Below are 23,927 nucleotides of genomic sequence, written 5' to 3'. Positions count from 1 at the left end.
AGCAAGATCCCGCTCAATAATTCGGCATCCATCCCTGTTGAAGAATGCCCGCTCTATTTCAAGCTTGTATACACTATTGCAAATGCAAATAATTATCAATAGTATTCCTTATGCCGTTTGGCATTTGGGAACCGGTGAGTCGCACGGCGTGCCTTGCCAACAACACAATGAGTGGGCGTTTTGAAAACTGAACAACAACCAGCAAGCAGTACGTTTTTGGCGAGCAAGCATGCAGGGAGCCACGGTTGGTGGCTGGATATCGCCCGGCGTGGCACCCCTTTGGTGGAACCGCTAGATAATGGGCGATGGAAGGTAACGTTCTTGTGGCGCGATCCTCAGGGCGGTGAACTGACCTCGGCTTATCAACGAGTCTGGATCCATATCAATTGCCTCACCGATCATCATCAAGCTTCTCCTCCTCAGAGCCTGCAACGCCTCACTGGGTCGGACGTCTGGTATTGGCAAACCGAGCTGCAAGGCGACTGGCGCGGTAGCTACTGTTTTATCCCCTGCATGGAGGATCGTCCGTTCGAACCTCAGGGGGATAATCCCCACGCCAACATGCTTTCTATTCGCCACTGGTGGCACCAGGTGTTTGCCAACGCAACTCACGATCTGCTTAATCCTTACCGCGCCTGGCCTGGAGTCGGGGGGCATACTCTTTCTGGCCTGCATATGCCACAGGCTCCCCAACAGCCGGCCTGGCGGGACTTTGACAACTATGCCGTGACCAGCGGCCGCTGTACGCCTGCACCTCCAGCCAAACTGCAACGGCATACCTGGCATAGTCAGCGATTGGGAACCTCCCGCCACGTCTGGATCTACTCCACCGGTGAAAGTAACCCGGCGGCGCGGCCATTGGCTATTTTGCTGGACGGCCAATTCTGGGCCAATCAGATGCCGGTCTGGGATCCGCTGATGCAACTGACGCGTACTGGCCAACTGCCGGAGGCGGTCTACCTGCTGATCGACGTGATCGACCAGCAACACCGCGCACGGGAACTGACCTGCAACGATGAGTTTTGGTTGGCCCTACAGGAAGAGTTATTACCGCAATTGGCCGACTGGGCACCGCACAGCCGTGAGGCTGCCAATACCGTAGTTGCAGGGCAAAGCTTTGGGGGCTTGGGGTCGCTCTATGCTGGCCTGCGCTGGCCGGAATATTTTGGTGCCACCATCAGCCAATCGGGCTCTTTCTGGTGGCCACGCCGCGATATGTTGCAGCTCCCCACCGTGCCGGAGGATGCCTGCTGGTTGATCCGCCAGGTAGAAGAGCGGCAGTTGGGTGCGCGCGGCAAGCTGAAGGTGTTTTTAGAGGCTGGGGCGCATGAAAAGCTGGTCCACCGGGTGAATGACCGCATGGCGGCCCTGTTAAACGCAACCGGGCATCAGGTGCAATATCGGCTAGTGGAGGGCGGGCACGATGCGCTGTGCTGGCGTGGTGGCTTACTCGATGGTCTACAAGCGCATTGGTCGGAGTTGGTCAACCTCCGTGCCGCATTGAAGCCGTCCGCCAACCCTCTTCATGCTTAAGGAGCAAGTAATGGAAACCTTAAACCCGTTCGATGACGAGCAGCAAGTTTGCTACGTCCTGCGTAATGAAGAGCTGTTTTACAGCCTGTGGCCGGATTTCAGCGCCATCCCGACTGGTTGGGTCAGCGTTTTTGGCCCGGCGTCCCGGGAGCACTGCGTCAACTGGCTAGAACAGAATTGGCAGGATATGCGGTCCGCATCACTGCGTAAGGCGTGATGGAGACGCAGCAGCAAGAACCGACAACAGGAGCGAACGTCGTGTCAGAAACCTCTATTTTACCCACAGGGCAACAGGTGACCGTTGAGTTGCCATTGGTGGCCGCGCAGCCCGGTATTTGGGTTGCCGATCAAATTTCACCGTACGGCAATGCCTATGCGGTTGCTCATTATATCGAACTGAACGGCCCGCTGGATAAAGACCACCTGTTACAGGCGATCTCACTGGGCCTGGCTGAAGTGGATACCTTACGGCTGCGTTTCGTCGAGCGTGATGGTGTGCCAATGCAGTATTACGACGCCACGATGCCGTTGGCTGCGCCGGAATGGATTGATTTAAGCGACTCGGCGGATGCAGAGGCGGCGGCCCACGCGTTGATGCAGATCGACCTTGGTGCTGAATTACGAGTGAGCAGCGGCAAACCGCTGTATCGCCATATCCTGATGCGTCTGGCCGACGATCGCTGGTTCTGGTATCAGCGTTACCATCATCTGGTGGTCGATGGCTTCAGCTTTACCGCCATTGCCCGCCGTATCGCCAATATTTATACCCGCCTATGTCAGCATGAGCAGCCGGAACCGACGCCGTTCACGCCTTTTAGCGATGTGGTGGCGGAATATCAGCAATACCAGCAATCCCCTGGTTATCAGCGTGATGCCGATTTTTGGTTGAACAAGGCACGGCAGTTGCCCATGCCAGCCACCCTATGCCCGCAACCGTTGGCCGGGCAGGCACCCTCGACGCGTATTCACCGCTTGGCACAGTTCTGTGCCGCGCAGGATCTTGCACCACTGGTCAGCGTAGGCCAGCAACAACAGCTCAGCGCTGCCGATATGGCGATGGCGCTGGTGGCCGTGTGGGTGGCTCGTCTGACAGGGCAAACCCGCTACAGCGCCGGGTTTATTTTTATGCGCCGCATGGGCTCGGCTGCGCTTTGTGCCACCGGGCCAGTGATTAACGTGTTGCCGGTGGAGATGCACGTCGCGCCGCAGGCTACGCTTGCCGATATCGCCGCGCAAATCAGCCGTGAACTGAAGTTTGCCCGCCGCCATCAGCGCTATGATGCCGAACAGGTACAGCGTGATCTGGGGCGTATTGGCGACAGCCAGCCGTTGTATGGCACCGTCTTCAACTTCAAGATGTTCGACTACCAGCTCGATTTTGCTGGTATCAAAGGGATCACTCACGATCTGGCTTCTGGCCCGGTGCGTGATTTGGAAATCGCCTTGTTTATCGACGAGGTGGGCACGCTGAAGATTGAGCTATTGGCCAATGCCGAGCGTTATCAGTTGGCCGAATTGACGGAGCACTTACAGCGCTTGCCGCTGTTGCTGCGGCAGTTTGCGGCCCAACCGACATTGCCGGTGAGCGAAGCCGATTTGCTGAGTGAAAAAGATCACGCACTGCTGGCCAAGGTGAATGACACCGCTTATCCGGTGGCAGCCCAGACCCTTAGTGGTCTGCTGGTCGAGCAGGCGAATAAAACCCCGAATGCCCCGGCGCTGGCAGATGAACACCATCGGTTTAACTACCGCGAAACTCGCGAACAGGTGATCGCTCTGGCCCAGCGTTTGGTGGATCAGGGTGTGCAACCGGGCGACATCGTGGCCGTGGCATTGCCGCGTTCTGTCTTCCTGTCGCTGGCGTTAATGGCGATTGTGGAAGCGGGGGCGGCCTATTTACCACTGGATACCGGCTATCCAGATGAGCGCCTCAGCATGATGCTGGAAGACGCAGCCCCACGTCTGATTATCACCGATGCCTCCCAACAGGCTCGTTTTGTGGGGCAGGGGGAAGTGCTGTTATACGATGCACCACTGGTAGCTACCGCCGCTGCACCGAGTGCGATCCAAGGCCCGACGCCGCATCATCCGGCCTATATCATCTTCACATCCGGCTCAACCGGGCGGCCAAAGGGCGTGTTGGTTGGGCATCAGGCCATCGTTAACCGTTTACTGTGGATGCAGCATCAGTACCCGCTGGCGGCAGATGATGTGGTGCTGCAAAAAACGCCGTGCAGCTTTGACGTCTCGGTGTGGGAATTCTTCTGGCCATTGATGGTGGGCGCGCAGTTAGTGATGGCACCGCCGGAGGCGCACCGCGATCCTCAACAACTGCAAGCGCTGATCGATCGGCATAAAGTCACTACCATGCACTTTGTTCCTTCGATGTTGGCGGCCTTTGTCGGTGCCTTGGACAGCACAACCGCCATCGCCCATTGCCAGCCACTGCGTCAGGTGTTCTGTAGCGGTGAAGCATTACCGGCAGAGTTGTGCCGCTTGTGGCAGAGCCGCACTCAGGTGCCGTTGCATAACCTTTACGGCCCTACCGAGGCGGCGGTGGATGTGACCTGGCATCCGGCCTTTGGTGACGCCCTCGCTGCTGTCACCGGCGCTAACATCCCTATTGGTCTGCCAGTGTGGAATACCGGTTTACGCATTCTCGACGCGCGCTTACGCCCTGTACCGCCGGGCGTAGCTGGCGATCTTTATCTGACAGGCGTGCAACTGGCTCATGGTTATCTGGCCAGGCCGGATCTTACCGCCAGCCGCTTCGTCGCCGATCCGCAGGGCAACGGTGGCCGGATGTATCGCACCGGTGATGTTGCCCGTTGGCTGCCAGACGGCTCGGTAGAATATCTGGGGCGCAGTGACGATCAGCTGAAAATTCGCGGTCAGCGGATAGAACTCAGTGAGATCGACCACGCCTTGCTGTCATTGCCGGGCGTACGTCAGGCGGTGGCTCATGCCTTGGTATTGGAGGGCACGGTTGTCGATACGATGGGCGGCGATGCCCGGCAACTGGTGGGTTACCTGGTCCCACAGCCCGGCGTACATCTGGATAGCGAAGCCCTACGTGCCGCGCTAGCCGATCGCTTGCCGCCGCATATGGTGCCGATCGCCCTGGTTGAAATGGCCGAGTTGCCGCTTAGTGCTAACGGCAAGCTCGATCGCAAAGCCTTGCCACAGCCGCAAACCGGGGGGGGAAAGGCCGGGCGTGAGCCGCAACCCGGGTTGGAAAGCGAGATTGCTGCCGTTTTCGCCCGTTTGCTTCAGCGCGAGCAGGTATTTGCCGATGACGATTTCTTTGCCCTGGGTGGGCATTCATTGCTGGCGATGCGCCTGGCCGCCGAGTTGCGGCGCGATCTGGGTAAAGCGGTGTCGGTTGGTCAGGTGATGGTCGCTTCAAAAGTGGAGCAACTGGCTCAGTTGCTGGCGGAAGAACGTACGCAGGAAGAGGCCGACCAATGCGGTTTCGACAGCGTGCTGCCGCTGCGCGTTACCGAAGGCCCAACGCTGTTCTGTCTGCACCCGGCTTCCGGTTTCTCCTGGCAGTTCAGCGTGCTGCCGCGTTATATCGATCAGCATTGGTCGTTGGTGGGTATCCAGTCTCCACGGCCGGAGGGTCCTCTGGCACTGGGTGAGGATATGGATCAGGTCTGCGATGCGCATCTGGCCACGGTATTACAGGTACAGCCACACGGCCCGTATCACTTTATCGGTTACTCTTTGGGGGGAACGTTGGCTCAAGGTATCGCAGCGCGTTTGCAGGCGCGTGGGGAGGAGGTGGCTTTCCTTGGCTTGCTGGATACCTATCCGCCGGAAACTCAGAACTGGGACGTGATGCTGGACGACAACGTGCTCAAAGAGGTACAGCGCGAGCGTGAGCAGTTCCTGGCGGTATCAGAAGATACGCTCGATCCGGCGTTGGGCGAGGCGCGGGTCGCGATGTTTGACAATATCGAAGCCAACTACGCGGATTCGGTCAGGCTGTTGTCACACACCCATACGGCGCATTTCCAGGGGCAAGCGACGCTGTTTGTGGCCAAGCGCACCTTGCAAGCAGGCATGGATGTGCAGCACACCTGGGCGGAATATGTCGACGCGTTGCAGGTGTTTGAACTGGATTGTGCGCATGTGGATATCGTTTCACCGGCTTCGTTCAAGGTATTGGGCCCCTTGTTGAACCGGGTGTTGCGGGCACTGTAACTGTAATGCCATGTGCAAACAGCAGGTTAAAAACGACAGTGAGCCGTTCTCGCTGAAAAACATTTCCTGGTGGAGTGTCTGCGATAAGTGGCAGGAGATCTAACGCGGCACTTGCCCTGTTGCTGTTGCCACCAAGTATGACCTGTCTTATCATCCCAACCGGGCAATAGCAATATTGCCCGCCAATGGAGGCGATCCGCGTGCGCACGGGCAGCGGTGACGGACATTATCCAGTCAGGAAGGAATAAAATTTGAAACAGCTTCAGAAAACCCGTGGATACCGGCAGCCACTGATTGCCTGTCTGATCATCGGCAATGTCCTGCTGATGGCTGGCTGTGCGAATGAACGCCCGGTCACCTCGTTTGTCACACCCACTGCGGAGCCTACGCCTGTTGTCGTTGAAACTCCGCCATCCCCGCCAGAACCGACGCCTATAAGCAGGTGTCAGAGCGATCTTGCCGCGTTGCAAACCGTTAGTCCTCGGACCTATGCAGTCAGGAAGGCCAATTTTGACAGCCTGCTGGCCAACGCCTCGTTTTACAGCGGGGTACGCGGTGATGTGAACGCATTGACCAAAAATACGGTAGACGCACTGTATAAATATAAAACCAATCAGCTGTGTGCACAGATCGGGCAGGACTTGCTTAACGGACTGATCCGCAAAATGGAGAGCGTGAAATGAAGTTGGGGTTAAAGTATGGTTTAGCCTTGAGCCTGACGTTGCCAGTGGGATGTGCATTGGGGGCAGAGCAACTCAAGGATGACAGGGCCAGCACCATCCAGGCCTTGGAAGCGATCACCAGCCAAGAGAGTGAGGCTCCGGCGTTGTTGTTGCTGAGCCCTTCACAACTGAATGAGATCAGCCCTCCCGCAGAAAGGAAAGTGAGTAAACCCTCCACCAATACCAAGACCCGCGAGTCAGCGCCCCTGCAAGCGCAAATCAAACAGTTAAATGCTGCCCTTGCCCAACGTGACCAAGAGCTGCAGCAACTTCGTCAGGCTGCACAGCAGGATGCAGATGCTCGCGCCGAGGTTAGCCAGTTGAAAAAGACCCTGCAGGAGAATCTGCAGGCGACGGAGCAGATGCAGCAGGATATGGTGGCTGCGGCGACGGCTAAAGGTGAGAACTCCAACGAAAACGGTAGGCTACAGCAGGCGCTGGACCAAAGCCGCCAACAGAGCTCGGCGTTGCAGAAGCAGTTGGCTGCCTTGGCCAAAGCACACACCGATAATAGTGAGGAAAACAAGGCGTTGCAGGCAGAGTTGAACGACAGCCGTCAACAGGCCGAGCAAGCGAAACAGGCGTTGGCCGAGTTATCGGCGAAAACTGAAGCTAAACCCATCTTGCAGCTTGCGCTGGATGAAAGCCTGCAAAACCAACTGACGATGCTGAAAGTCGCCAACGAACAGCAACAGGCGGAAAACAGCCGGCTGCAGCAACAGTTGGCTACACAGCCACGAGAAATCATAGAACCGAAGTCAGAGCTTGAGATCCGTGATTATGCCATCGGCAGTTCCCTGGCAGAAGATATGTTGGCCTTGCTCAAACAGCGAGCGGCTCAGGGAGTTGAAGTGGACAGCCGTCTGGCGCTGGCGGGGGTGCAAGATACCTTCGCGGGCAAACTCAAGCTGCAACCGGAGCAGATCGACAAGGCGTTGGATGCCAGCGAAAAGTTGGTGCAACGTAATGCACAGCAGCAAAAATTGGACACCGAAAAGGCAGGGGCACGTTACATCGAGCAGTTTGCCAAGCAAAAACAGGTGAAAAAAGAGGCTTTAGGCTACTTTTACCGGATCGATAAGACCGGAAAGGGGACTATCGGCGCAAACAACATGATCAGCGTGGCGGTGAAAGAGAGCCTGATCAACGGTAAGGTCGTCAAGGATATGCAGGCGGCAGGCACCTCGGTCACCCAGTTACTGAGCAGCTATCCACCGATATTCAGAACGGCAATCTCTAAGCTGCAAAATCACGGCAGTATCACGATGGTCGTACCGCCAAGCTTGGCTTACGGCGATAAAGGCCTGCCCCCTGATATCTTGCCGGGTTCGACCATGGTCTATAACGTCACGGTCTTGGATGTCGCACCTGCCAAGTAAATGGAGCACGGCTGTGGCTGCCTGCGTAAAGGCTTCCAACCTTGGGTGGCCAAAGTTAGTTAGAGGGCTCTCGCGCTCACGGTGATGATCTGTCAGTAGAGCCATCGGCTATCAGCCGGTGGTCTGATTTTCATCGTGAGTTTGCTGGCCGCTATTTCCCCAATGGTACCACCAGCGGCGTATGCGAAACCGGATCGTCGATGATCACGCACTTCAGCCCGTAAACCTCCTCGATCAATTCTGGCGTAATAATGTCTTTTGGCGAGCCCTCGGCCACCACTTTGCCGTCGCGCATGGCGATCAGATGGGTGGCATAGCGGCAGGCATGGTTGAGATCGTGTAGCACCACCACCAGCGTGTAATGATTCACCCGGTTCAATTGGCGCAACAGCTCCAACAGATCGATTTGGTGAGTGATGTCCAGCCAGGTGGTCGGCTCATCCAGCAGCAGCAGCGGCGTTTGCTGGGCCAACACCATGGCGATCCACACCCGCTGGCGTTGCCCACCGGAAAGGGTATCGACGGGTTGATCGGCCAACTGTGCCACGCCGGTTGAGCGCATGGCCTGTTCCACTGCCTGCTGATCTTCTTCGCGCCAGCGGCTGAAAAGGCTCTGATGAGGGTAGCGGCCACGGGCAACCAGATCGAACACCGTGATATCGCCTGGGGCAATTGAGCTTTGTGGTAACAGGCCCAGTTGGCGTGCGACTTCCTTGGTGGGATATTCCCGGATTTGTCGGCCATTCAGCCACACCGAGCCCGCCTGGGGTTGCATCAGGCGGCTGAGGGTGCGCAGCAAAGTGGATTTACCGCAGGCGTTTGGCCCGATTATGACCGTCAGTTCGCCATGAGGAATAGACACTGAAAGATCGCGTGCGACGATTTTCTTGTCGTAGCTCAGCGTCAGGTTTTCGGCACGCAGCGGTGCGGTTAACGGGGTTTCAGCATTCATTTTTTTCGTGACTCACGGATAAGTAACCAAATCAGATAGATGCCACCGATGCTGACGGTCAACACACCGACCGGCAACTGATAAGGCATAAACAGGCGCTGCGCTGCCACATCGGCCGCCAGCAATAATAGGGCACCGGTCAGCGCGGTGAGCAGCAAGACGTTCTGATTGGCGCACAGGCGGCGGGCAATTTGCGGGGCGACCAGAGCAATAAAGGAAATCGGCCCGGCCACGGCGGTGGCGGCAGCGGTTAGTATCACTCCGACCAGCAGCAACAGCAGCCGGGAGCGTTCAACCCCAACGCCGAGTGCGCAGGCGGTGTCATCCCCCATTTCCAGCAACCGCATACGTCTTGTCAACGTCAGCAATACCAGTAACGCCAGCAGCAGTACCGCCAGCACCGGCAGGCTTTTCGCCCAGGTGATGCCGTTGAGGGAACCGGCGTTCCACAGCCCAGCTGTCATGGATGCTTCCAATGAGGCGCTGATGATCATCCAGGTATTGGCGGCCAGCAGCAGGGCACGAACGGCAATCCCGACAATGATCAGGCGGAAGGTTTCTACCCCGTTGCTCCAGGCCAACAGATAAACCACCCCGGCGGTAAGCAGGCCACCGGCCAACGCCCCAGAGGTAATGCCGATAACGCTGCTGTTAAACAGCACGATGGCGACCAGTACGCCGCTATAGGCTCCCGTATTGAAACCAATCACGTCAGGGCTGCCGAGCGGGTTACGCAACAGTGACTGGAAAATCGCACCGCTGAGGCCGAGCGCTGCCCCCAACAGTAAAGCCATGGCCACACGTGGCAAACGCCACTGGGTGACGATCACCGCAAGATTGGTCGGGCCTTCGCCGAGTAACGCGTCGATCACCTGCGCAGCGCTGAGCTGCAAGGTACCAGAACCGAGGGCATAAACCGCCAGCGCAAGGCAGGTGAGCAACAACAGCAGGGCAGTTGCCATTGGACGTGCCAGCCGAAATGGCTTTCTGGCGAGGATTTGGCGGGAAACCAACAGGCTCATCTTATCCTCCTCGCCGGAACATACGACGCTGGCGCACCAGCATAATCAACATTGGTGCACCAATCAGGGAAAGTACGATGGAGACCCGCAGTTCCCCCGCAACCAGAAAGCGCCCCAATAAATCAGCGCTCAGCAGCAGGATCGGCGTTAAAACCAGCGTCCAGGGCAGCATCCAGCTTAATTCGGAACCTGCTAACCGCCGGGCAATGTGGGGCATCATCAGTCCGACAAAGGCAATAGGACCAACGGCGGCGGTAGCTCCGCCACACAGCAGCGTTATAGCTAACAGGCCAAGCAGTTGAGTGCGGATAATCCCGGTGCCGAGCGCCGCTGCAAGCTCACTCCCCATGCTTAAGCTGTTCAACGCCTTGCTAAGCCACAGGGTGATCAGCGTACCCAGCAGGATTGGCAATGCTACGGCACGTACTACCGCCATATTCTGAATGTCCAGTGTGCCAGCCTGCCAAAAACGCAGCTGATCGAACACCAAAGGATTGAGCAGAGCGATGCCGGTGGTCATCCCTTCCAGCACAGCGGCCAGCGCTACCCCGGCCAGCGTCAGTCGCACAGGATTAACGCGGCTGCCGCCCAATGCGCCTACCAGCGCCACCAACAGCGAGGCAAACAGCGCCCCGGCAAAGGCGAACCACAGATATTGGCTGACGTTGGTCGCACCAAAGAAAGTTATGCCCAACACTACGGCGAAACCTGCTCCGGAGTTAACTCCTAAGATGCCAGGGTCTGCCAGTGGGTTGCGGGTGAGGGTTTGCATCAGCGCGCCAGCCAGCCCAAGTGCAATGCCAGCCAATACGCCGATCAGGGTGCGTGGCAGGCGTGCTTCTGTAATGATGACGCAGTCTGCGCCGCTGCATTGGCCGCTCAGAGCGGCAACGACGTTACTGAAAGGAATGGATTTAGCCCCCAGCGATAGGCTGAGCATCATTACCAACAGCAGCACGGCAAAGGCGCACAGCAGGCCAAACAGGCGCTGCCAGAAGGAGCGGGATAACCCCAGAAACAGTATGCCCCTGCGGTCAGGAAGCGGAGGAGAACAATTAGGTGTAAGCCGGAACATGACAGCCCATTTTAACTGAATATCAATGATATCTATTATCATTATTGATTGTATTTATCTATGGTAGCATGGCAGCCTAACCAGCACTAGCACCGAGCCTATCGAATATCGTGTCGTTGTTTGTGGAAGATCAAGGATATAAGTTGTGGTGATAACCAGATGAATAAACCCTCTATTTTGCTCGATTTTGGCCTGCTTAGGACCAACCCCGCTTTTCGTGCCGTATTCTGCGCCCGTTTTATTTCGATCCTGGCATTGGGCCTGATGGCGATCGCCATTCCGGTGCAGATCCAGGCGTTAACCGGCTCAACCTTGTTGGTCGGGCTGTCGGTGACCCTGGCGGGCAGCGGAATGTTTGCCGGTTTGCTGATGGGCGGCGTGTTGGCCGATCGTTATGAACGCCGTCGCCTGATCCTGTTTGCGCGCTCAACCTGCGGTGTGGGTTTTTTGGGGCTGTGCCTCAATGCTGCGCTACCTTCACCTTCATTGACGGCCATTTATCTTCTCGCAGTGTGGGACGGATTTTTTGGTGCGGTAGGCGTAACGGCGTTGCTGGCGGCGACACCGGCCATTGTTGGCCGTGAGAATATCGTACAGGCCGGGGCCATCAGCATGCTGACCGTGCGCTTTGGGTCGATCCTGTCTCCCGCTATCGGCGGGCTGGTGATCGCCGGGGCGGGTATCAGTTGGAACTATGCGCTGGCGGCCTTGGGAACGTTGATCACTTTGATCCCGCTATTAAAACTGCCCCAGTTACCACCTCCGCCGCAGCCCCGTGAACACCCGCTGCGGGCGTTGATCGGCGGCTTCACCTTCCTGTTCCAGAACAAGGTGATTGGCATGGTGGCGCTGATTGGTGCGTTGATGACCATGGCCAGTGCGGTGCGCGTGTTATATCCAGCTATCTCGGGCATGTGGCAGGTTACCACTCAGAGTTTGGGGATCATGTATGCGGCGGTGCCACTAGGGGCGGCGATTGGCGCATTTACCAGTGGCCGGGTGGCCCAGATGGCACGGCCAGGCTGGATGATGCTGATAACGGCGATAGCGGCTTTCGTGGCCGTGGGGTTGTTTGGCCTGATGCCTTGGTACGGCATGGCGCTGTTATGCCTGGTGGTGTTTGGCTACCTCAGCGCGCTGAACTCGCTACTGCAATATGGCCTGATACAGAACCTGACGCCGGACGCGTTTCTGGGCCGGATTAACGGCCTGTGGACCGCTCAAAACGTAGTGGGGGATGCGCTTGGAGCCTTGCTGCTCGGCGCGATGGGGGCATTTATGCTGCCAGCGATGAGTTCGACCAGCTTCGGTTTCGGTGCGGCGCTGCTGGCTGTGGTGCTGGCGTTTGCCATGCGTGGCCTACGCAACGTGAGCATGGGCGGGCAGAGCGATAAACTCCAACCCGCCACTGCGACTACGGAGAAATAAACAGCTTTTCCAGACGCGTCAGCAAGTTGCTGGCGCTGTAATAATCCAGCCGGAAGGTGTCGTTCCCCAGGGCATAAACCCGCTTGTTCTCCACCGCGGGCAGATGGGCCAGGAAACTGTTGCTCATCAGCCGCTGTACGTCGCTTTCGTCATTGGCGAATAACAGCAACGTTTGGCCATTCAAGCCTTCTGCCAGGTTTTCACCGCCGAGTTGGACGATGTCTTTCCGCGCCCCTTGGCTGGTGCTGGCATTGAGTTTGGGCGGCAAGGTGGCCAGGGTAAAGCCTAGCTGCTGCAGCAGTTGCCCTTGTGATGAGTCGGCGGTCCACAGGTTGGCATTCTTGCCATCGCTGCGAAACACCAGTGCCGTTATGGGCTGGGGTGGCAATGTCATCTGCTGTTTCAGCGTTTTCTCACGGCGATCAAACTCGCTGACGATCTTCTCCGCTTGTGCTTCGTGACCGGTTGCTACGCCGAGGATGTTGGCCAGTTCTTGCCAGCTTTTATCGTCATAGTTCACCACCAGCACCGGAGCGATGGCCGACAGTTGATCGTACAGGCGCACCGCAGAATCGGCCCCGGTAGCGGACATTACAATCAGGTCAGGTGCCTCACCGGCGATCGCCTCGGCGTTGGGTTCACCAATATATAACCGCTTCACTCCGCGTTTGGCCGCAATCTCTCCCCACTGGTGGAAAAAGCCCTGCCGATCCGACAGCCGGTTGTTTGGGCTGGTTGCTCCGCTGGCGATCACTGGGGCGTCGATCGCCAACAGCGTACCGGTAACCGTCACGCTGGTGGAAACGATGCGCTGTGGGGGGTGGTTAAGGGTGATAACGCCGTGCGAGGTTTCGATACTGCGAGGCCAAGCTTGAGTCTCGGCCTGGGCCACGCTCAACGCCAGCAGGCCAAACAGCGCCAGGCTGAGCCGCAGGGGAATTGACATCGGTGAGATCCTTTTAATTCGAATGATTATCATTCATTGGTCAGAAACCACCAAGTTTACCCCTTAATGTGGGTTAGCAGAAGAGGTTACGTTTATTGACATGGCTAGTTCTGGCAGGTACTTTATCGCGGATGCAATACAAATGATAATCATTATTATATTGGTTATTGTTAATGAAACAAGAGGAAGTACCTATGGACGTAGCCGTTAAGGGCGCTGCGCAAAAGGACCTGCAACAGGGTGTAGATCTGGCACAGGCCGCCACAATATCCCCGACTTCAGGTTTCTTTTTTACCTCGCCTTTTCGCAGTCTGAGCACCCAGGGATGCTTTGCCCGCATCACCTTGCCAGCGGTTGATGGCGATGACCTGCAGGGCCAATTCCAGCAGGCGATACAGCAGGCCTTTGCGCAGGCTCGCAAGGCAGGTATCAAGGATCCGCTGCTGTGCGGCGCGATCCCTTTTGACACTCGTCAACCCTCGTCACTGTTTATCCCACAACAGACGCAATGGTTCGATCGTGAAACCTTGCAGGCCAGTTTGGCACCTGCTGCTGGATCGATCCCTGAGATTGTCCGCCAAACCGAGTTGCCAGCGCAGCCGCAGTTTATGCAGATGGTTAGCGATGCCGTACAGGCAACTAGTGGTGATCGATTGGATAAGGTGGTGCTCGCCCGCCTGTTGGACATTGAAACCAGCAAGCCGGTAGACCACGCAGCGTTGATGACACGCATCATTGCCCAGAATCCGCACGGCTTCCATTTCCACGTGCCGCTGGCAGAGGGGGCATTGGTGGGAGCCAGCCCGGAGCTGCTGCTGCGTAAATTTGGCGACCAGTTCCATTCCAACCCGCTGGCGGGATCGGCTCGGCGCGAAAGCGATCCGCAGCGGGATCGGGCCGTCAGCGAACAGCTGTTGGTTTCAGGCAAAGACCGTTATGAACACCAGATCGTGACCGAAGGTATGCGCCAGGTCTTGGCCGGGCGTTGCAGTCATTTGCATATTCCCGCAACCCCTGAACTGCTCAGCACCACCACGTTATGGCATCTTTCGACGCCAATCGACGGTGAAGTGGCCGATCGGGCAGAGAATGCCCTGTCGCTGGCCTGCCTGTTGCACCCGACGCCGGCATTATGCGGTACCCCAACACTGGTAGCGCGCGATCTTATCGAACAGCTTGAGCCGTTTGACCGGCAGCTGTTTGGCGGCATCGTCGGCTGGTGTGACGCCGAGGGTAACGGAGAATGGGTCGTCACCATCCGTTGCGGCACCGTCAAGGGGAATCAGGTACGCCTGTTTGCCGGTGCGGGCATCGTGCAGGACTCTTCCCCGCAGTCCGAATGGCACGAAACCGGTACCAAGCTCAGCACCATTCTGCGTGCGTTTGGCCTTAATCAAGGATAGAGAGTCCCATGACTATTGCTTTTACCCCCTGGCCAGAAGAGTTCGCGCGCCGTTACCGCGAACGCGGCTATTGGATCGATCGGCCATTGACCGACATCTTGTCCCGTCAGGCAGACAACGACGCTATTGCCATGATCGACCCACAACGCAGCTTAAGCTACCGCCAACTGGAACAGCTTTCTGACCATCTAGCCGCCGCCCTGCTTCGGCGCGGACTACAATCCGGCGATACCGCATTGGTTCAACTTGGCAACGTGGTTGAATTCTATGTGGTGTTCTTTGCCCTGTTGAAAATCGGCGTGGTGCCGGTGAATGCCCTGTTCAGCCATCAACGTAGCGAACTGAACGCCTATGCCAGCCAAATCAAGCCTGCGCTGCTGATTGCCGATCGCGAGCATGCCCTGTTCGCACAGGATCAGTTCCTGGATACGTTCAGAGAACAGCATCCTTCGCTACGGGTGGTTGGGTTGCGTAATCAGGCCGAAGGTGAACAGGCATTGGTTGCCTGGCTGGAAGAAGAATCCGGTGCTTTTGAACCGACGCCAACGGCCGCCGATCGGGTGGCGTTTTTCCAGCTTTCCGGTGGCAGCACCGGTACGCCGAAGCTGATCCCGCGCACCCATAACGATTATTACTACAGCATTCGCCGCAGCGTAGAGATTTGCCGCTTCGACAGCGCTACCCGCTATCTGTGTGCGTTACCAGTGGCCCACAACTACCCTATGAGCTCTCCAGGCGTGTTGGGGGTGTTCTACGGTGCCGGGCTGGTGGTGTTTGCCAGCGATCCCGCAGCCGCCCAATGTTTCAAACTGATCGAACAGCATCAGATCACTGTCACCGCGCTGGTGCCTCCAGCCGTTACCCTGTGGCTACAGGCGATCGAAGAGTGGGGCAGCAATCAGCCGTTAGCCAGCCTGGCGCTGCTGCAGGTTGGCGGCGCCAAATTGGGGGAAACCCTGGCGGCCCGCATACGCAACGAGATCGGCTGCCAGTTGCAGCAGGTGTTTGGCATGGCCGAAGGGCTGGTGAACTACACATTGCTGGATGACGACGACCAACACATTCTCACCACCCAAGGCACGCCAATGTGCCCGGATGACGAGTTGTGGGTGGCAGATGAGCAGGGTAATCCGCTACCGGTAGGGGCAACGGGCTGCTTGATGACGCGTGGGCCATACACCTTCCGCGGCTATTACCAAAGCCCTGAACATAATGCCGAAGCCTTTGACGAGAAAGGCTTCTACTGTTCCGGCGATCTGATCAGCCTGACGGCGGACGGCTACGTGCAGGTGCAAGGGCGGCAGAAAGACCAAATCAACCGGGGTGGCGAAAAGATTGCCGCAGAAGAAATTGAAAACCTGTTGTTGCGCCACCCGGCGGTGATTAACGCTGCGCTGGTGTCGATGCCAGACGAGCTGATGGGTGAAAAAAGCTGTGCCTTTGTCATCGCGCACGAGGCCGTCAAACCCGTGGTGCTGCGCCGCCATCTGCGTGAGCAGGGCGTGGCCGAATTTAAATTGCCCGACCGCTTTATTCAGGTGGAGTCACTACCGTTAACCCCGGTCGGCAAAGTCGATAAAAAACTGCTGCGTGAACGCCTGGAAACGCAACAACTGGCTCAGGCCAAAGGAGAATAAGTCATGGCGATCCCTAAACTTAACGATTATGCGTTGCCAACGCCGAGCGAGCTGCCGGTTAACAAGGTTAACTGGGCCTTCGAGCCACAGCGCGCGGCACTGCTGATCCACGACATGCAGCAATATTTCCTCAATTTCTGGGGCGAAGATAGCCCGCTGATCAAACAGGTGGTCGCGAACATTGCCGCTCTGCGCCGCTACTGCAAGCAGCAGGGTATCCCGGTGTTTTATACCGCGCAGCCTAATCAGCAAAGTGATGAAGACCGTGCCTTGCTGAATGATATGTGGGGGCCGGGGCTGAACAAGCACCCTGAGCAGCAGGCGGTGGTCAGCGAATTGGCACCGGATGCTGATGATACGGTGTTGGTGAAGTGGCGCTACAGCGCGTTCCACCGCTCGCCGCTGCAAGAGATCCTGCAAGAAAGTGGGCGCGATCAGCTGATTATCTGCGGCGTTTACGCGCATATTGGCTGTATGACCACGGCTATCGACGCCTTTATGCGTAACATCAAACCGTTTATGGTGGCCGACGGCCTGGCGGACTTCTCCCGCGAGGAACACCTGATGGCCTTGCGTTACACCGCCGGGCGCTGTGGCCGGGTGGTGACTACCGCCGATCTGCTACCCGGTATTGCCAGCATCGATGCGCTGCGCCAGCAAATTATCCCGTTGCTTGATGAAGATAGTGAAGAGATCGGCAATGATGAAAACCTGATCGATTACGGTCTGGACTCGGTGCGTATCATGGAGTTGGCAACCCGCTGGCGTAAAATTCGTGAAGATATCGATTTTATTGCGCTGGCCAAATCACCGACGATCGATAGCTGGTGGGCGCTGCTTTCCGATAGGAGATCCTGATGGCTAGAGAACAGGAATTTAGCGGTAAACGCGTTTGGGTGACTGGTGCCGGGGCGGGGATTGGTTATCAAACCGCATTGGCATTTGCACAGAGTGGGGCCGAGGTTATCGGCTTCGATCTGCATTTTGGCGATCTGGACTATCCGTTCCGCACCGAGGTGCTGGATATCACTGATGCCGCTATGGTAGATAGCGTTTGCCAGCGTTTATTGGCGGAACATGAACGGTTGGACGTGCTGGTCAATGGGGCTGGCGTTCTGCGCATGGGGCTGACCGATGAAACCAGCAATGCGGACTGGCTGGCCTGCATGGCGGTGAACGCGGGTGGTGCCTTTAACCTGTTCCGTCATACCTTGCCGGTGTTCCGCCGCCAGAAGCTGGGGGCCATCGTGAGCATCGCTTCTAACGCGGCTCATGTGCCACGCGTTGGCATGGCTGCCTACTGTGCCTCCAAGGCCGCTATGCGCAGCCTGTGTCAAACCGTGGGGCTGGAAATGGCGCCTTATGGTGTGCGCAGTAACCTGGTTTCTCCCGGCTCGACCAATACCCCGATGCTGCGCGGGATGTGGCAGGACGAACACGGTGAAAGCAATATGATCAAGGGTTTCCCTGACCAGTTTAAGTTGGGTATCCCGTTGGGCAAAATTGCCCAGCCACAGGAGATTGCCGACGCGATTCTGTTCCTGGCGTCTGACCGGGCTAGCCATATCACGATGCAGGATATTGTGATCGATGGTGGGGCGACGTTGGCGGCCTGAGTTATTGCCAATGCGTTAAAACCGTAGGGAGCCGAGTTGGGCTCCCTTTTTGTTTTTGATGGTTAGTAACTAATTGCCTTTAAAATATTTATTTCTTTGCGGCGGCTAGGTTAATGGCGGAATAACCGGTGGCGCAGACTGTTCCCTCTCCTTGGGGAGAGGGGGAGGGAGATATCACCGTTGGCTGAGGAGGCGGTTGCCGGGGAGGTCAAAAGAAGTAGGGGGCGAGCATTTGGCACCTGTACGGTGGGTCGTGCAGGATGACCGGCCGCCGCCGTTGTCTCGCAAGCGAGACTCGAACCTGAACGCAGGTTCTCACCCACACGACCCTTCTTTGCGTATGTGCTGAGGGAGACGGTACTCTTGTGGGGAGCGCATATGCGAAAAAGGCGCCCAAAGGCGCCTTTTTCTAAATGGTGGTGGGTCGTGCAGGATTCGAACCTGCGACCAATTGATTAAAAGTCAACTGCTCTACCAACTGAGCTAACGACCCACGAATGTGGTTTACTGCTGTCTGAAACTGAAATGGTGGGTGATGACGGGCTCGAACCGCCGACCCCCTCCGTGTAAAGGAGATGCTCTACCAACTGAGCTAATCACCCACTTCAGGACTTCCAGATACTACCAAATGAGAGAATGATGGTGGGTGATGACGGGCTCGAACCGCCGACCCCCTCCGTGTAAAGGAGATGCTCTACCAACTGAGCTAATCACCCTCATTGTTCTCATTTCTTACTGCTTCAACAAGATGGTGGGTGATGACGGGCTCGAACCGCCGACCCCCTCCGTGTAAAGGAGATGCTCTACCAACTGAGCTAATCACCCCGTCTTGTTGGAGTCGCATTATAGGGATAGTTGAAAGTGAGTCAACGGTTTTTAAAATGATTTCAATCGTTCGCCGCAAATTTAGACAGGATGCGATATTTATCGCCGACCAGGATGATTCTTTGCACAGTATCATGCGTAGTGGGCCGCAAAGTGTAGCGGCCGATAGCGTGTCGGCGTTGAGGAATTAGCATGGAGTGGTAGAATGTCGTCCACTATTTTACATTCCGAGCAATCGTCGGCACTCCGCTGACACGCGTTGCGTAATAAGGCAGTGAACCCAATGAAAATCAAAACCCGTTTCGCCCCAAGCCCGACCGGCTATCTGCACGTCGGCGGCGCCCGTACTGCGCTCTATTCCTGGTTGTTCAGCCGCCATTTCGGCGGTGAGTTTGTATTGCGTATCGAAGATACCGATCTCGAACGTTCAACCCAGGAAGCTATCGACGCAATTATGGATGGCATGAACTGGTTAAACCTGGATTGGGATGAGGGCCCGTACTTCCAGACCAAGCGTTTCGATCGCTACAATGCGGTGATTGATGAAATGCTGCAACAGGGAACGGCCTATAAGTGCTATTGCTCGAAAGAACGCCTGGAAGCGCTGCGCGAGAAGCAAATGGAAAACGGCGAGAAGCCACGCTATGACGGCCATTGCCGCGATAGCCAGTGCAGCCACACTGATGACGAGCCACACGTAGTGCGTTTCCGTAACCCGCAGGAAGGCTCGGTCATCTTTGACGATAAAATCCGTGGCCCGATCGAATTCAGCAACCAGGAGCTGGACGATCTGATCATTCGCCGTACTGACGGTGCGCCAACCTATAACTTCTGCGTAGTGATCGATGACTGGGATATGGAAATCACCCACGTGATCCGTGGTGAAGACCATATCAACAACACACCGCGCCAGATCAACATCCTGAAAGCGCTGGGGGCACCGGTGCCGGAATATGCTCACGTGTCGATGATCCTGGGTGATGACGGTAAAAAACTGTCCAAACGCCATGGTGCCGTTGGCGTGATGCAATACCGCGATGACGGCTACCTGCCGCAGGCATTGTTGAACTATCTGGTGCGTCTGGGTTGGTCCCATGGCGATCAGGAAATCTTCTCTATCGACGAGATGAAAGAGTTCTTCACCCTGGATGCGATCAACAAATCCGCCAGTGCCTTCAACACCGAAAAGCTGCAGTGGTTGAACCATCACTACATTAACCATATGCCAGCGGAAGAAGTGGCGGTCTATCTGGCATGGCATGTTGAGCAGCAGGGGATTGAAACCCGTAACGGCCCGGAATTGAAAGATCTGGTCAAACTGCTGGGCGAGCGTTGTAAAACCCTCAAGGAGATGGCGGAGTCTTGCCACTACTTCTACCAGGACTTCAGTGAGTTCGACGCCGATGCGGCGAAGAAGCACCTGCGTCCTGTCGCACGCCAGCCGCTGGAGGCCGTGCGCGCCAAACTGGCCGCTATTACCAACTGGACGCCAGAAAACGTGCACGACGCCATTCAGGGCACCGCAGACGAACTGGGCGTGGGCATGGGTAAAGTAGGGATGCCATTGCGCGTCGCGGTCACTGGCGCTGGCCAGTCACCGGGCATGGACGTTACCGTACATGCTATCGGCCAGGCTCGCTCCCTCAAGCGTATTGATCAGGCGTTGGCTTATATTGCCGAGCGTGAAGCGCAAGCCTGACCGTTAGTTGCCAGCTAAACCGACAAAGCCCTGCGAAGCGATTCGCGGGGCTTTTTTCTTGCCGGTTTATTTTGTGCCCAAAGCGGCGGTTTTTTAGCATTAAACGCGCTGATTTGGCGGCTTTTTCAGCGCTTGATCGAGGAATTCAATTTAGCCGTTGACAGGGTTTCTGGGGTTTCATATTATGCGCCCCGTTCACAGGATTTCGTGATTGTGGATTGGGGCTATAGCTCAGCTGGGAGAGCGCTTGCATGGCATGCAAGAGGTCGACGGTTCGATCCCGTCTAGCTCCACCAACCTTTTATCTCAGGAAGGTTGGGGAATACCGTAACGCACGGTTAATGCGTACCACTTTTGTGGGGCTATAGCTCAGCTGGGAGAGCGCTTGCATGGCATGCAAGAGGTCGACGGTTCGATCCCGTCTAGCTCCACCACCATTTGAAAAGCCGACCCTTGGGTCGGCTTTTTGCTTTTGTGCTGTAAGAACACCGCCGCATGTTGTGTCTATTCCTCCCCTTCAGTTCGAGCAGTATTGTCATTGGGCCATCAAATAAAAAACGCCCGATAAACTTCATCGGGCGTCTTAAGACTAGAACTTGTCGATTCTAAAGCTGTTAGCCCAGAACCAGGCCTGTGATGGCCGCTGACAGCAGGCTAACCAGAGTTGAGCCGTAAACCAGCTTCAGGCCGAAGCGTGAAACCACGTTGCCCTGATGCTCGTTCAACCCTTTAATCGCACCGGCTACGATACCGATAGAAGAGAAGTTGGCGAAGGACACCAGGAACACGGACAGGATGCCCATGCTGCGTGGGGACAGCTCAGCACCGATTTTCTGCAGTTCCATCATGGCGACGAATTCGTTGGAAACCAGCTTGGTGGCCATGATGCTGCCAACCTGCAACGCTTCGTGCTTAGGCACGCCAAGGACCCAGGCAAATGGATAGAAGAAGTAGCCCAGGATTTCCTGGAAGCTCAGGCCGAAGATGGCGCTGAACAGGCCGTTAAGCGCGGCAATCAGGGCGATAAAGCCAATCAGCATCGCGGCAACGATAATCGCCACCTTGAAGCCTGCCAGAATGTATTCACCCAGCATTTCAAAGAAGCTTTGGCCTTCGTGCAGATTGCCGAGGTGCAGCTCTTCTTCTTTACTGGTGTCATAAGGGTTGACCAGTGAGAGGACGATAAAGGTGCTGAACATGTTCAGTACCAGCGCTGCCACCACATACTTGGCATCCAGCATGGTCATGTACGCACCAACGATAGACATGGAAACTGTCGACATCGCGGTAGCGGCCATGGTGTACATGCGTTTTTCTGACATCTTGCCCAGCACATCTTTGTAGGCAATGAAGTTCTCAGACTGGCCCAGGATCAACGAACTGACGGCGTTGAAGGATTCCAGTTTGCCCATACCGTTCACTTTAGACAGCACGGTCCCGATGATGCGGATGATAAACGGCAGTACTTTGATGTATTGCAGAATACCGATCAGGGCAGAGATGAACACGATTGGGCACAGCACCTTCAGGAAGAAGAAGGCCAGACCTTTGTCACCCATCCCGCCGAACACAAAATCAGTCCCTTGCCCCGCAAACCCGAGCAACTTGTCGAACATTGCTGCAAAGCCTTTTACAAAGCCTAAACCTGCTTCCGAGTTCAGGAAGAAATAGGCCAGTAATACTTCAATAACCAACAACTGAATAACATAGCGGATGCGGATGTTTTTACGATCGCGGCACACTAACAGGGCCAGGATCGCAACCACCACTAACGCTAACGCAAAGTGCGCAATATGGGACATGTTTGCTCCAAATTTGAGGCAGGCTGAATTTCGGTTGTCATTTTATGTAACGCCAAGTTTAAAAACGAGACATTCATAGCAAATATGGAAAATCATAGTGGAGATAGTCCTAATCTATGACGGCAAAGCACCAAAGATCAAGATGTTAATAAATATGCGTGTTCGTGGCATTTTTGTGCTACTTTTATTATCAAGCGTGATCCGCTCTGAACCTTGTGATCCAGAGTAGATGGAAACGCCAGGATTTCATGCGATCTGTTCGATAAAACCTTCGTTTTTGGCTATCGCAGAGATAACCATTATCGCTGCAAATGCACTTGATAATCATTATCATTTAAGTAAAGATGAAGGTGAGCTAAATTAGTAAGGGTTTTCGCTATGCTGAACAGTCGCGCGGTTAACAATACTTCCTCCAGCCGCCCGTCCAGAAAGATCAAACTTTCTCTGATGGGGCCTGCCTTTATCGCCGCCATCGGCTATATCGACCCCGGTAATTTTGCCACTAATATTCAAGCTGGCGCTTCTTTTGGCTACACGCTGCTGTGGGTGGTGGTATGGGCCAACGTCATGGCGATGCTGATCCAATTGCTGTCTGCCAAACTCGGTATTGCTACCGGTAAAAACCTTGCCGAACATATCCGCGATCGCTTCCCGCGCCCTGCCGTCTGGGCCTATTGGGTGCAGGCGGAGATTATCGCGATGGCTACTGACTTGGCCGAGTTTATCGGTGCCGCGATCGGTTTCAAACTGCTGCTGGGGGTAACGCTGTTGCAGGGCGCAGTCCTCACCGGTATTGCCACCTTCCTGATCCTGATGCTGCAAAAACGCGGGCAAAAGCCACTGGAACTGGTGATTGGCGGCCTGCTGCTGTTTGTGGCGATGGCCTATATAGTAGAACTGGTATTTTCTCAGCCGCAACTGAGCGGGTTACTTAGAGGGATGGCGATCCCGGATTTGCCAAACGGTGACGCGGTGTTTCTTGCTGCGGGGGTGCTAGGGGCAACCATCATGCCGCATGTGATTTATTTGCACTCCTCGCTGACGCAGACCGCCGGTAAAGACTCTAAAGCAGAACGTTATTCGGCCACCAAGCTGGACGTGGCGATCGCCATGACCATTGCCGGTTTTGTTAACCTGGCGATGATGGCCACCGCCGCTGCCGCATTCCATTTCAACGGCCACAGCGGCATTACCGATCTTGACCAAGCCTACCTGACGTTGCAACCGCTGCTCGGCAATGCGGCGGCCACCATTTTTGGCCTGAGCCTGGTTGCAGCAGGTCTCTCTTCTACCGTAGTAGGTACTTTGGCAGGGCAGGTGGTGATGCAGGGCTTTGTCCGCTTCTATATTCCTATCTGGGTACGGCGGGTGGTCACCATGATGCCATCGTTTATTGTCATTATGATGGGGATGGATGCGACGCGTATTCTGGTTTTGAGCCAGGTACTGCTGAGCTTTGGTATTGCCCTGGCGTTGGTGCCGCTGCTGGCGTTTACCGGCAACCGTGAACTGATGGGGGATATGGTCAACGGTCGTCTGATTCAGAATCTCGGTAAACTGATTGTGTTGGTGGTGGTTGGGCTAAACGGTTATCTGCTGATCAGCAACCTGCTTTAGGATAGTTCCTCTCATCCGACCCTCACTCATGGAGAAGGGATAAACGTGCTACAGGTTGACTTCTG

Annotated in this window: 17 protein-coding genes and 6 tRNA genes; 14 read left to right on the top strand and 9 right to left on the bottom strand. The window is 56.0% G+C overall.

The features are described from left to right. Positions 1-180: 180 nt before the first annotated feature. From fes to JHD74_RS08295, 5 genes are all read left to right on the top strand, one after another. Positions 181-1,533 carry an enterochelin esterase gene (gene fes, locus JHD74_RS08315; RefSeq protein WP_071784391.1) on the top strand — a complete coding sequence of 451 codons (1,353 nt, stop codon included), beginning with the start codon at positions 181-183 and terminating at the stop codon, positions 1,531-1,533. Between the two features lie 10 nt (positions 1,534-1,543). Next, on the top strand, positions 1,544-1,750 hold the full coding sequence (locus JHD74_RS08310; protein ID WP_024527131.1) for an MbtH family NRPS accessory protein: 207 nt from the start codon (positions 1,544-1,546) through the stop codon (positions 1,748-1,750). 41 nt (positions 1,751-1,791) lie between these two features. Further along, positions 1,792-5,739: an enterobactin synthase subunit F gene (locus tag JHD74_RS08305; RefSeq protein WP_370592614.1), complete on the top strand. Its 3,948-nt coding sequence runs from the start codon at positions 1,792-1,794 to the stop codon at positions 5,737-5,739. 251 nt (positions 5,740-5,990) lie between these two features. After that, the gene (locus JHD74_RS08300; protein WP_199062375.1) at positions 5,991-6,422 is read left to right on the top strand and encodes a hypothetical protein; all 432 of its coding nucleotides are present in this window, start codon (positions 5,991-5,993) and stop codon (positions 6,420-6,422) included. Then, entirely contained in the window at positions 6,419-7,840 is a 1,422-nt protein-coding gene (locus JHD74_RS08295) for an FKBP-type peptidyl-prolyl cis-trans isomerase N-terminal domain-containing protein (RefSeq protein ID WP_024527134.1), read from the top strand. The genes JHD74_RS08300 and JHD74_RS08295 overlap by 4 nt, the downstream gene beginning before the upstream one ends. Before the next feature lie 151 nt (positions 7,841-7,991). Here JHD74_RS08295 and JHD74_RS08290 read toward each other — a convergent pair whose 3' ends face one another. Genes JHD74_RS08290 through fepD form a run of 3 tightly spaced genes read right to left on the bottom strand, consistent with a single transcriptional unit; the run spans position 7,992 to position 10,889 of the window. Next, on the bottom strand, positions 7,992-8,792 hold the full coding sequence (locus JHD74_RS08290) for an ATP-binding cassette domain-containing protein (RefSeq protein ID WP_199062374.1): 801 nt from the start codon (positions 8,790-8,792) through the stop codon (positions 7,992-7,994). Then, entirely contained in the window at positions 8,789-9,814 is a 1,026-nt protein-coding gene (fepG, locus tag JHD74_RS08285) for an iron-enterobactin ABC transporter permease (RefSeq protein ID WP_199062373.1), read from the bottom strand. Before fepG ends, JHD74_RS08290 begins: the two co-directional genes overlap by 4 nt. Before the next feature lies 1 nt (position 9,815). After that, the gene (gene fepD, locus JHD74_RS08280; RefSeq protein WP_199062372.1) at positions 9,816-10,889 is read right to left on the bottom strand and encodes a Fe(3+)-siderophore ABC transporter permease; all 1,074 of its coding nucleotides are present in this window, start codon (positions 10,887-10,889) and stop codon (positions 9,816-9,818) included. 159 nt (positions 10,890-11,048) lie between these two features. Here fepD and entS point away from each other — a divergent pair, with 159 nt between their 5' ends. After that, the gene (gene entS, locus JHD74_RS08275) at positions 11,049-12,317 is read left to right on the top strand and encodes an enterobactin transporter EntS (RefSeq protein ID WP_024527138.1); all 1,269 of its coding nucleotides are present in this window, start codon (positions 11,049-11,051) and stop codon (positions 12,315-12,317) included. Here entS and fepB read toward each other — a convergent pair. After that, the gene (gene fepB / locus JHD74_RS08270; protein ID WP_081375791.1) at positions 12,304-13,263 is read right to left on the bottom strand and encodes a Fe2+-enterobactin ABC transporter substrate-binding protein; all 960 of its coding nucleotides are present in this window, start codon (positions 13,261-13,263) and stop codon (positions 12,304-12,306) included. The two genes, entS and fepB, sit on opposite strands and share 14 nt — an antisense overlap. Before the next feature lie 194 nt (positions 13,264-13,457). Between fepB and JHD74_RS08265 the strand changes: the two genes are divergently transcribed. From JHD74_RS08265 to dhbA, 4 genes are read left to right on the top strand one after another with little or no spacing between them, the layout of a single operon-like run. After that, positions 13,458-14,666, top strand: coding sequence for an isochorismate synthase (locus tag JHD74_RS08265; RefSeq protein ID WP_199062370.1), 1,209 nt, complete (start codon positions 13,458-13,460; stop codon positions 14,664-14,666). 8 nt (positions 14,667-14,674) lie between these two features. After that, positions 14,675-16,303: a (2,3-dihydroxybenzoyl)adenylate synthase gene (locus JHD74_RS08260; protein ID WP_199062368.1), complete on the top strand. Its 1,629-nt coding sequence runs from the start codon at positions 14,675-14,677 to the stop codon at positions 16,301-16,303. Positions 16,304-16,306: 3 nt separating this feature from the next. Next, positions 16,307-17,161 (top strand): isochorismatase, encoded by an 855-nt coding sequence (locus JHD74_RS08255; RefSeq protein WP_024527142.1) that lies wholly within the window; start codon positions 16,307-16,309, stop codon positions 17,159-17,161. Next, on the top strand, positions 17,161-17,919 hold the full coding sequence (dhbA, locus tag JHD74_RS08250) for a 2,3-dihydro-2,3-dihydroxybenzoate dehydrogenase (RefSeq protein ID WP_199062366.1): 759 nt from the start codon (positions 17,161-17,163) through the stop codon (positions 17,917-17,919). The genes JHD74_RS08255 and dhbA overlap by 1 nt, the downstream gene beginning before the upstream one ends. Positions 17,920-18,336: 417 nt before the next feature. Here the strand turns inward: dhbA and JHD74_RS08245 are convergent. The 4 genes from JHD74_RS08245 to JHD74_RS08230 all read right to left on the bottom strand — a co-directional run bounded on the left by JHD74_RS08245 (position 18,337) and on the right by JHD74_RS08230 (position 18,744). Next, a tRNA-Lys gene (locus tag JHD74_RS08245) sits at positions 18,337-18,412 on the bottom strand. Between the two features lie 33 nt (positions 18,413-18,445). Further along, positions 18,446-18,521, bottom strand: a tRNA-Val gene (locus tag JHD74_RS08240). A gap of 38 nt (positions 18,522-18,559) precedes the next feature. Next, a tRNA-Val gene (locus JHD74_RS08235) sits at positions 18,560-18,635 on the bottom strand. Between the two features lie 33 nt (positions 18,636-18,668). Continuing rightward, positions 18,669-18,744, bottom strand: a tRNA-Val gene (locus JHD74_RS08230). Positions 18,745-19,027: 283 nt separating this feature from the next. Here JHD74_RS08230 and gltX point away from each other — a divergent pair. From gltX to JHD74_RS08215, 3 genes are all read left to right on the top strand, one after another. After that, positions 19,028-20,443 (top strand): glutamate--tRNA ligase, encoded by a 1,416-nt coding sequence (gltX, locus tag JHD74_RS08225; RefSeq protein ID WP_024527144.1) that lies wholly within the window; start codon positions 19,028-19,030, stop codon positions 20,441-20,443. 220 nt (positions 20,444-20,663) lie between these two features. Continuing rightward, positions 20,664-20,739 (top strand) — tRNA-Ala (locus JHD74_RS08220). 62 nt (positions 20,740-20,801) lie between these two features. After that, a tRNA-Ala gene (locus tag JHD74_RS08215) sits at positions 20,802-20,877 on the top strand. A 180-nt stretch (positions 20,878-21,057) separates the two neighbouring features. On the opposite strand, the gene JHD74_RS08210 is transcribed toward JHD74_RS08215, so the two are convergent. Next, a complete protein-coding gene (locus JHD74_RS08210) occupies positions 21,058-22,245 on the bottom strand; it encodes a NupC/NupG family nucleoside CNT transporter (protein WP_021178662.1) in 1,188 nt (395 codons plus the stop codon). A gap of 378 nt (positions 22,246-22,623) precedes the next feature. Here JHD74_RS08210 and JHD74_RS08205 point away from each other — a divergent pair, with 378 nt between their 5' ends. Continuing rightward, a complete protein-coding gene (locus JHD74_RS08205; RefSeq protein WP_024527145.1) occupies positions 22,624-23,862 on the top strand; it encodes an Nramp family divalent metal transporter in 1,239 nt (412 codons plus the stop codon). Positions 23,863-23,927 lie beyond the last annotated feature (65 nt).

Source organism: Serratia sp. ASV30, from assembly GCF_016428815.1.
In the GTDB taxonomy this organism is placed as follows: Bacteria; Pseudomonadota; Gammaproteobacteria; order Enterobacterales; family Enterobacteriaceae; genus Chania; species Chania fonticola_C.
This window is presented reverse-complemented; position numbering and strand designations above follow the sequence as displayed.

Excerpts from the sequence above, each read along its gene's own strand:
- JHD74_RS08255 (WP_024527142.1), top strand. The coding sequence starts at position 16,307 with ATGGCGATCCCTAAACTTAACGATTATGCGTTGCCAACGCCGAGCGAG.
- JHD74_RS08260 (WP_199062368.1), top strand. The coding sequence starts at position 14,675 with ATGACTATTGCTTTTACCCCCTGGCCAGAAGAGTTCGCGCGCCGTTAC.
- JHD74_RS08295 (WP_024527134.1), top strand. The coding sequence starts at position 6,419 with ATGAAGTTGGGGTTAAAGTATGGTTTAGCCTTGAGCCTGACGTTGCCA.
- JHD74_RS08210 (WP_021178662.1), bottom strand. The coding sequence starts at position 22,245 with ATGTCCCATATTGCGCACTTTGCGTTAGCGTTAGTGGTGGTTGCGATC.
- JHD74_RS08265 (WP_199062370.1), top strand. The coding sequence starts at position 13,458 with ATGGACGTAGCCGTTAAGGGCGCTGCGCAAAAGGACCTGCAACAGGGT.
- JHD74_RS08205 (WP_024527145.1), top strand. The coding sequence starts at position 22,624 with ATGCTGAACAGTCGCGCGGTTAACAATACTTCCTCCAGCCGCCCGTCC.
- entS (WP_024527138.1), top strand. The coding sequence starts at position 11,049 with ATGAATAAACCCTCTATTTTGCTCGATTTTGGCCTGCTTAGGACCAAC.
- fepB (WP_081375791.1), bottom strand. The coding sequence starts at position 13,263 with ATGTCAATTCCCCTGCGGCTCAGCCTGGCGCTGTTTGGCCTGCTGGCG.
- JHD74_RS08310 (WP_024527131.1), top strand. The coding sequence starts at position 1,544 with ATGGAAACCTTAAACCCGTTCGATGACGAGCAGCAAGTTTGCTACGTC.
- dhbA (WP_199062366.1), top strand. The coding sequence starts at position 17,161 with ATGGCTAGAGAACAGGAATTTAGCGGTAAACGCGTTTGGGTGACTGGT.
- fepD (WP_199062372.1), bottom strand. The coding sequence starts at position 10,889 with ATGTTCCGGCTTACACCTAATTGTTCTCCTCCGCTTCCTGACCGCAGG.
- fepG (WP_199062373.1), bottom strand. The coding sequence starts at position 9,814 with ATGAGCCTGTTGGTTTCCCGCCAAATCCTCGCCAGAAAGCCATTTCGG.
- JHD74_RS08290 (WP_199062374.1), bottom strand. The coding sequence starts at position 8,792 with ATGAATGCTGAAACCCCGTTAACCGCACCGCTGCGTGCCGAAAACCTG.
- gltX (WP_024527144.1), top strand. The coding sequence starts at position 19,028 with ATGAAAATCAAAACCCGTTTCGCCCCAAGCCCGACCGGCTATCTGCAC.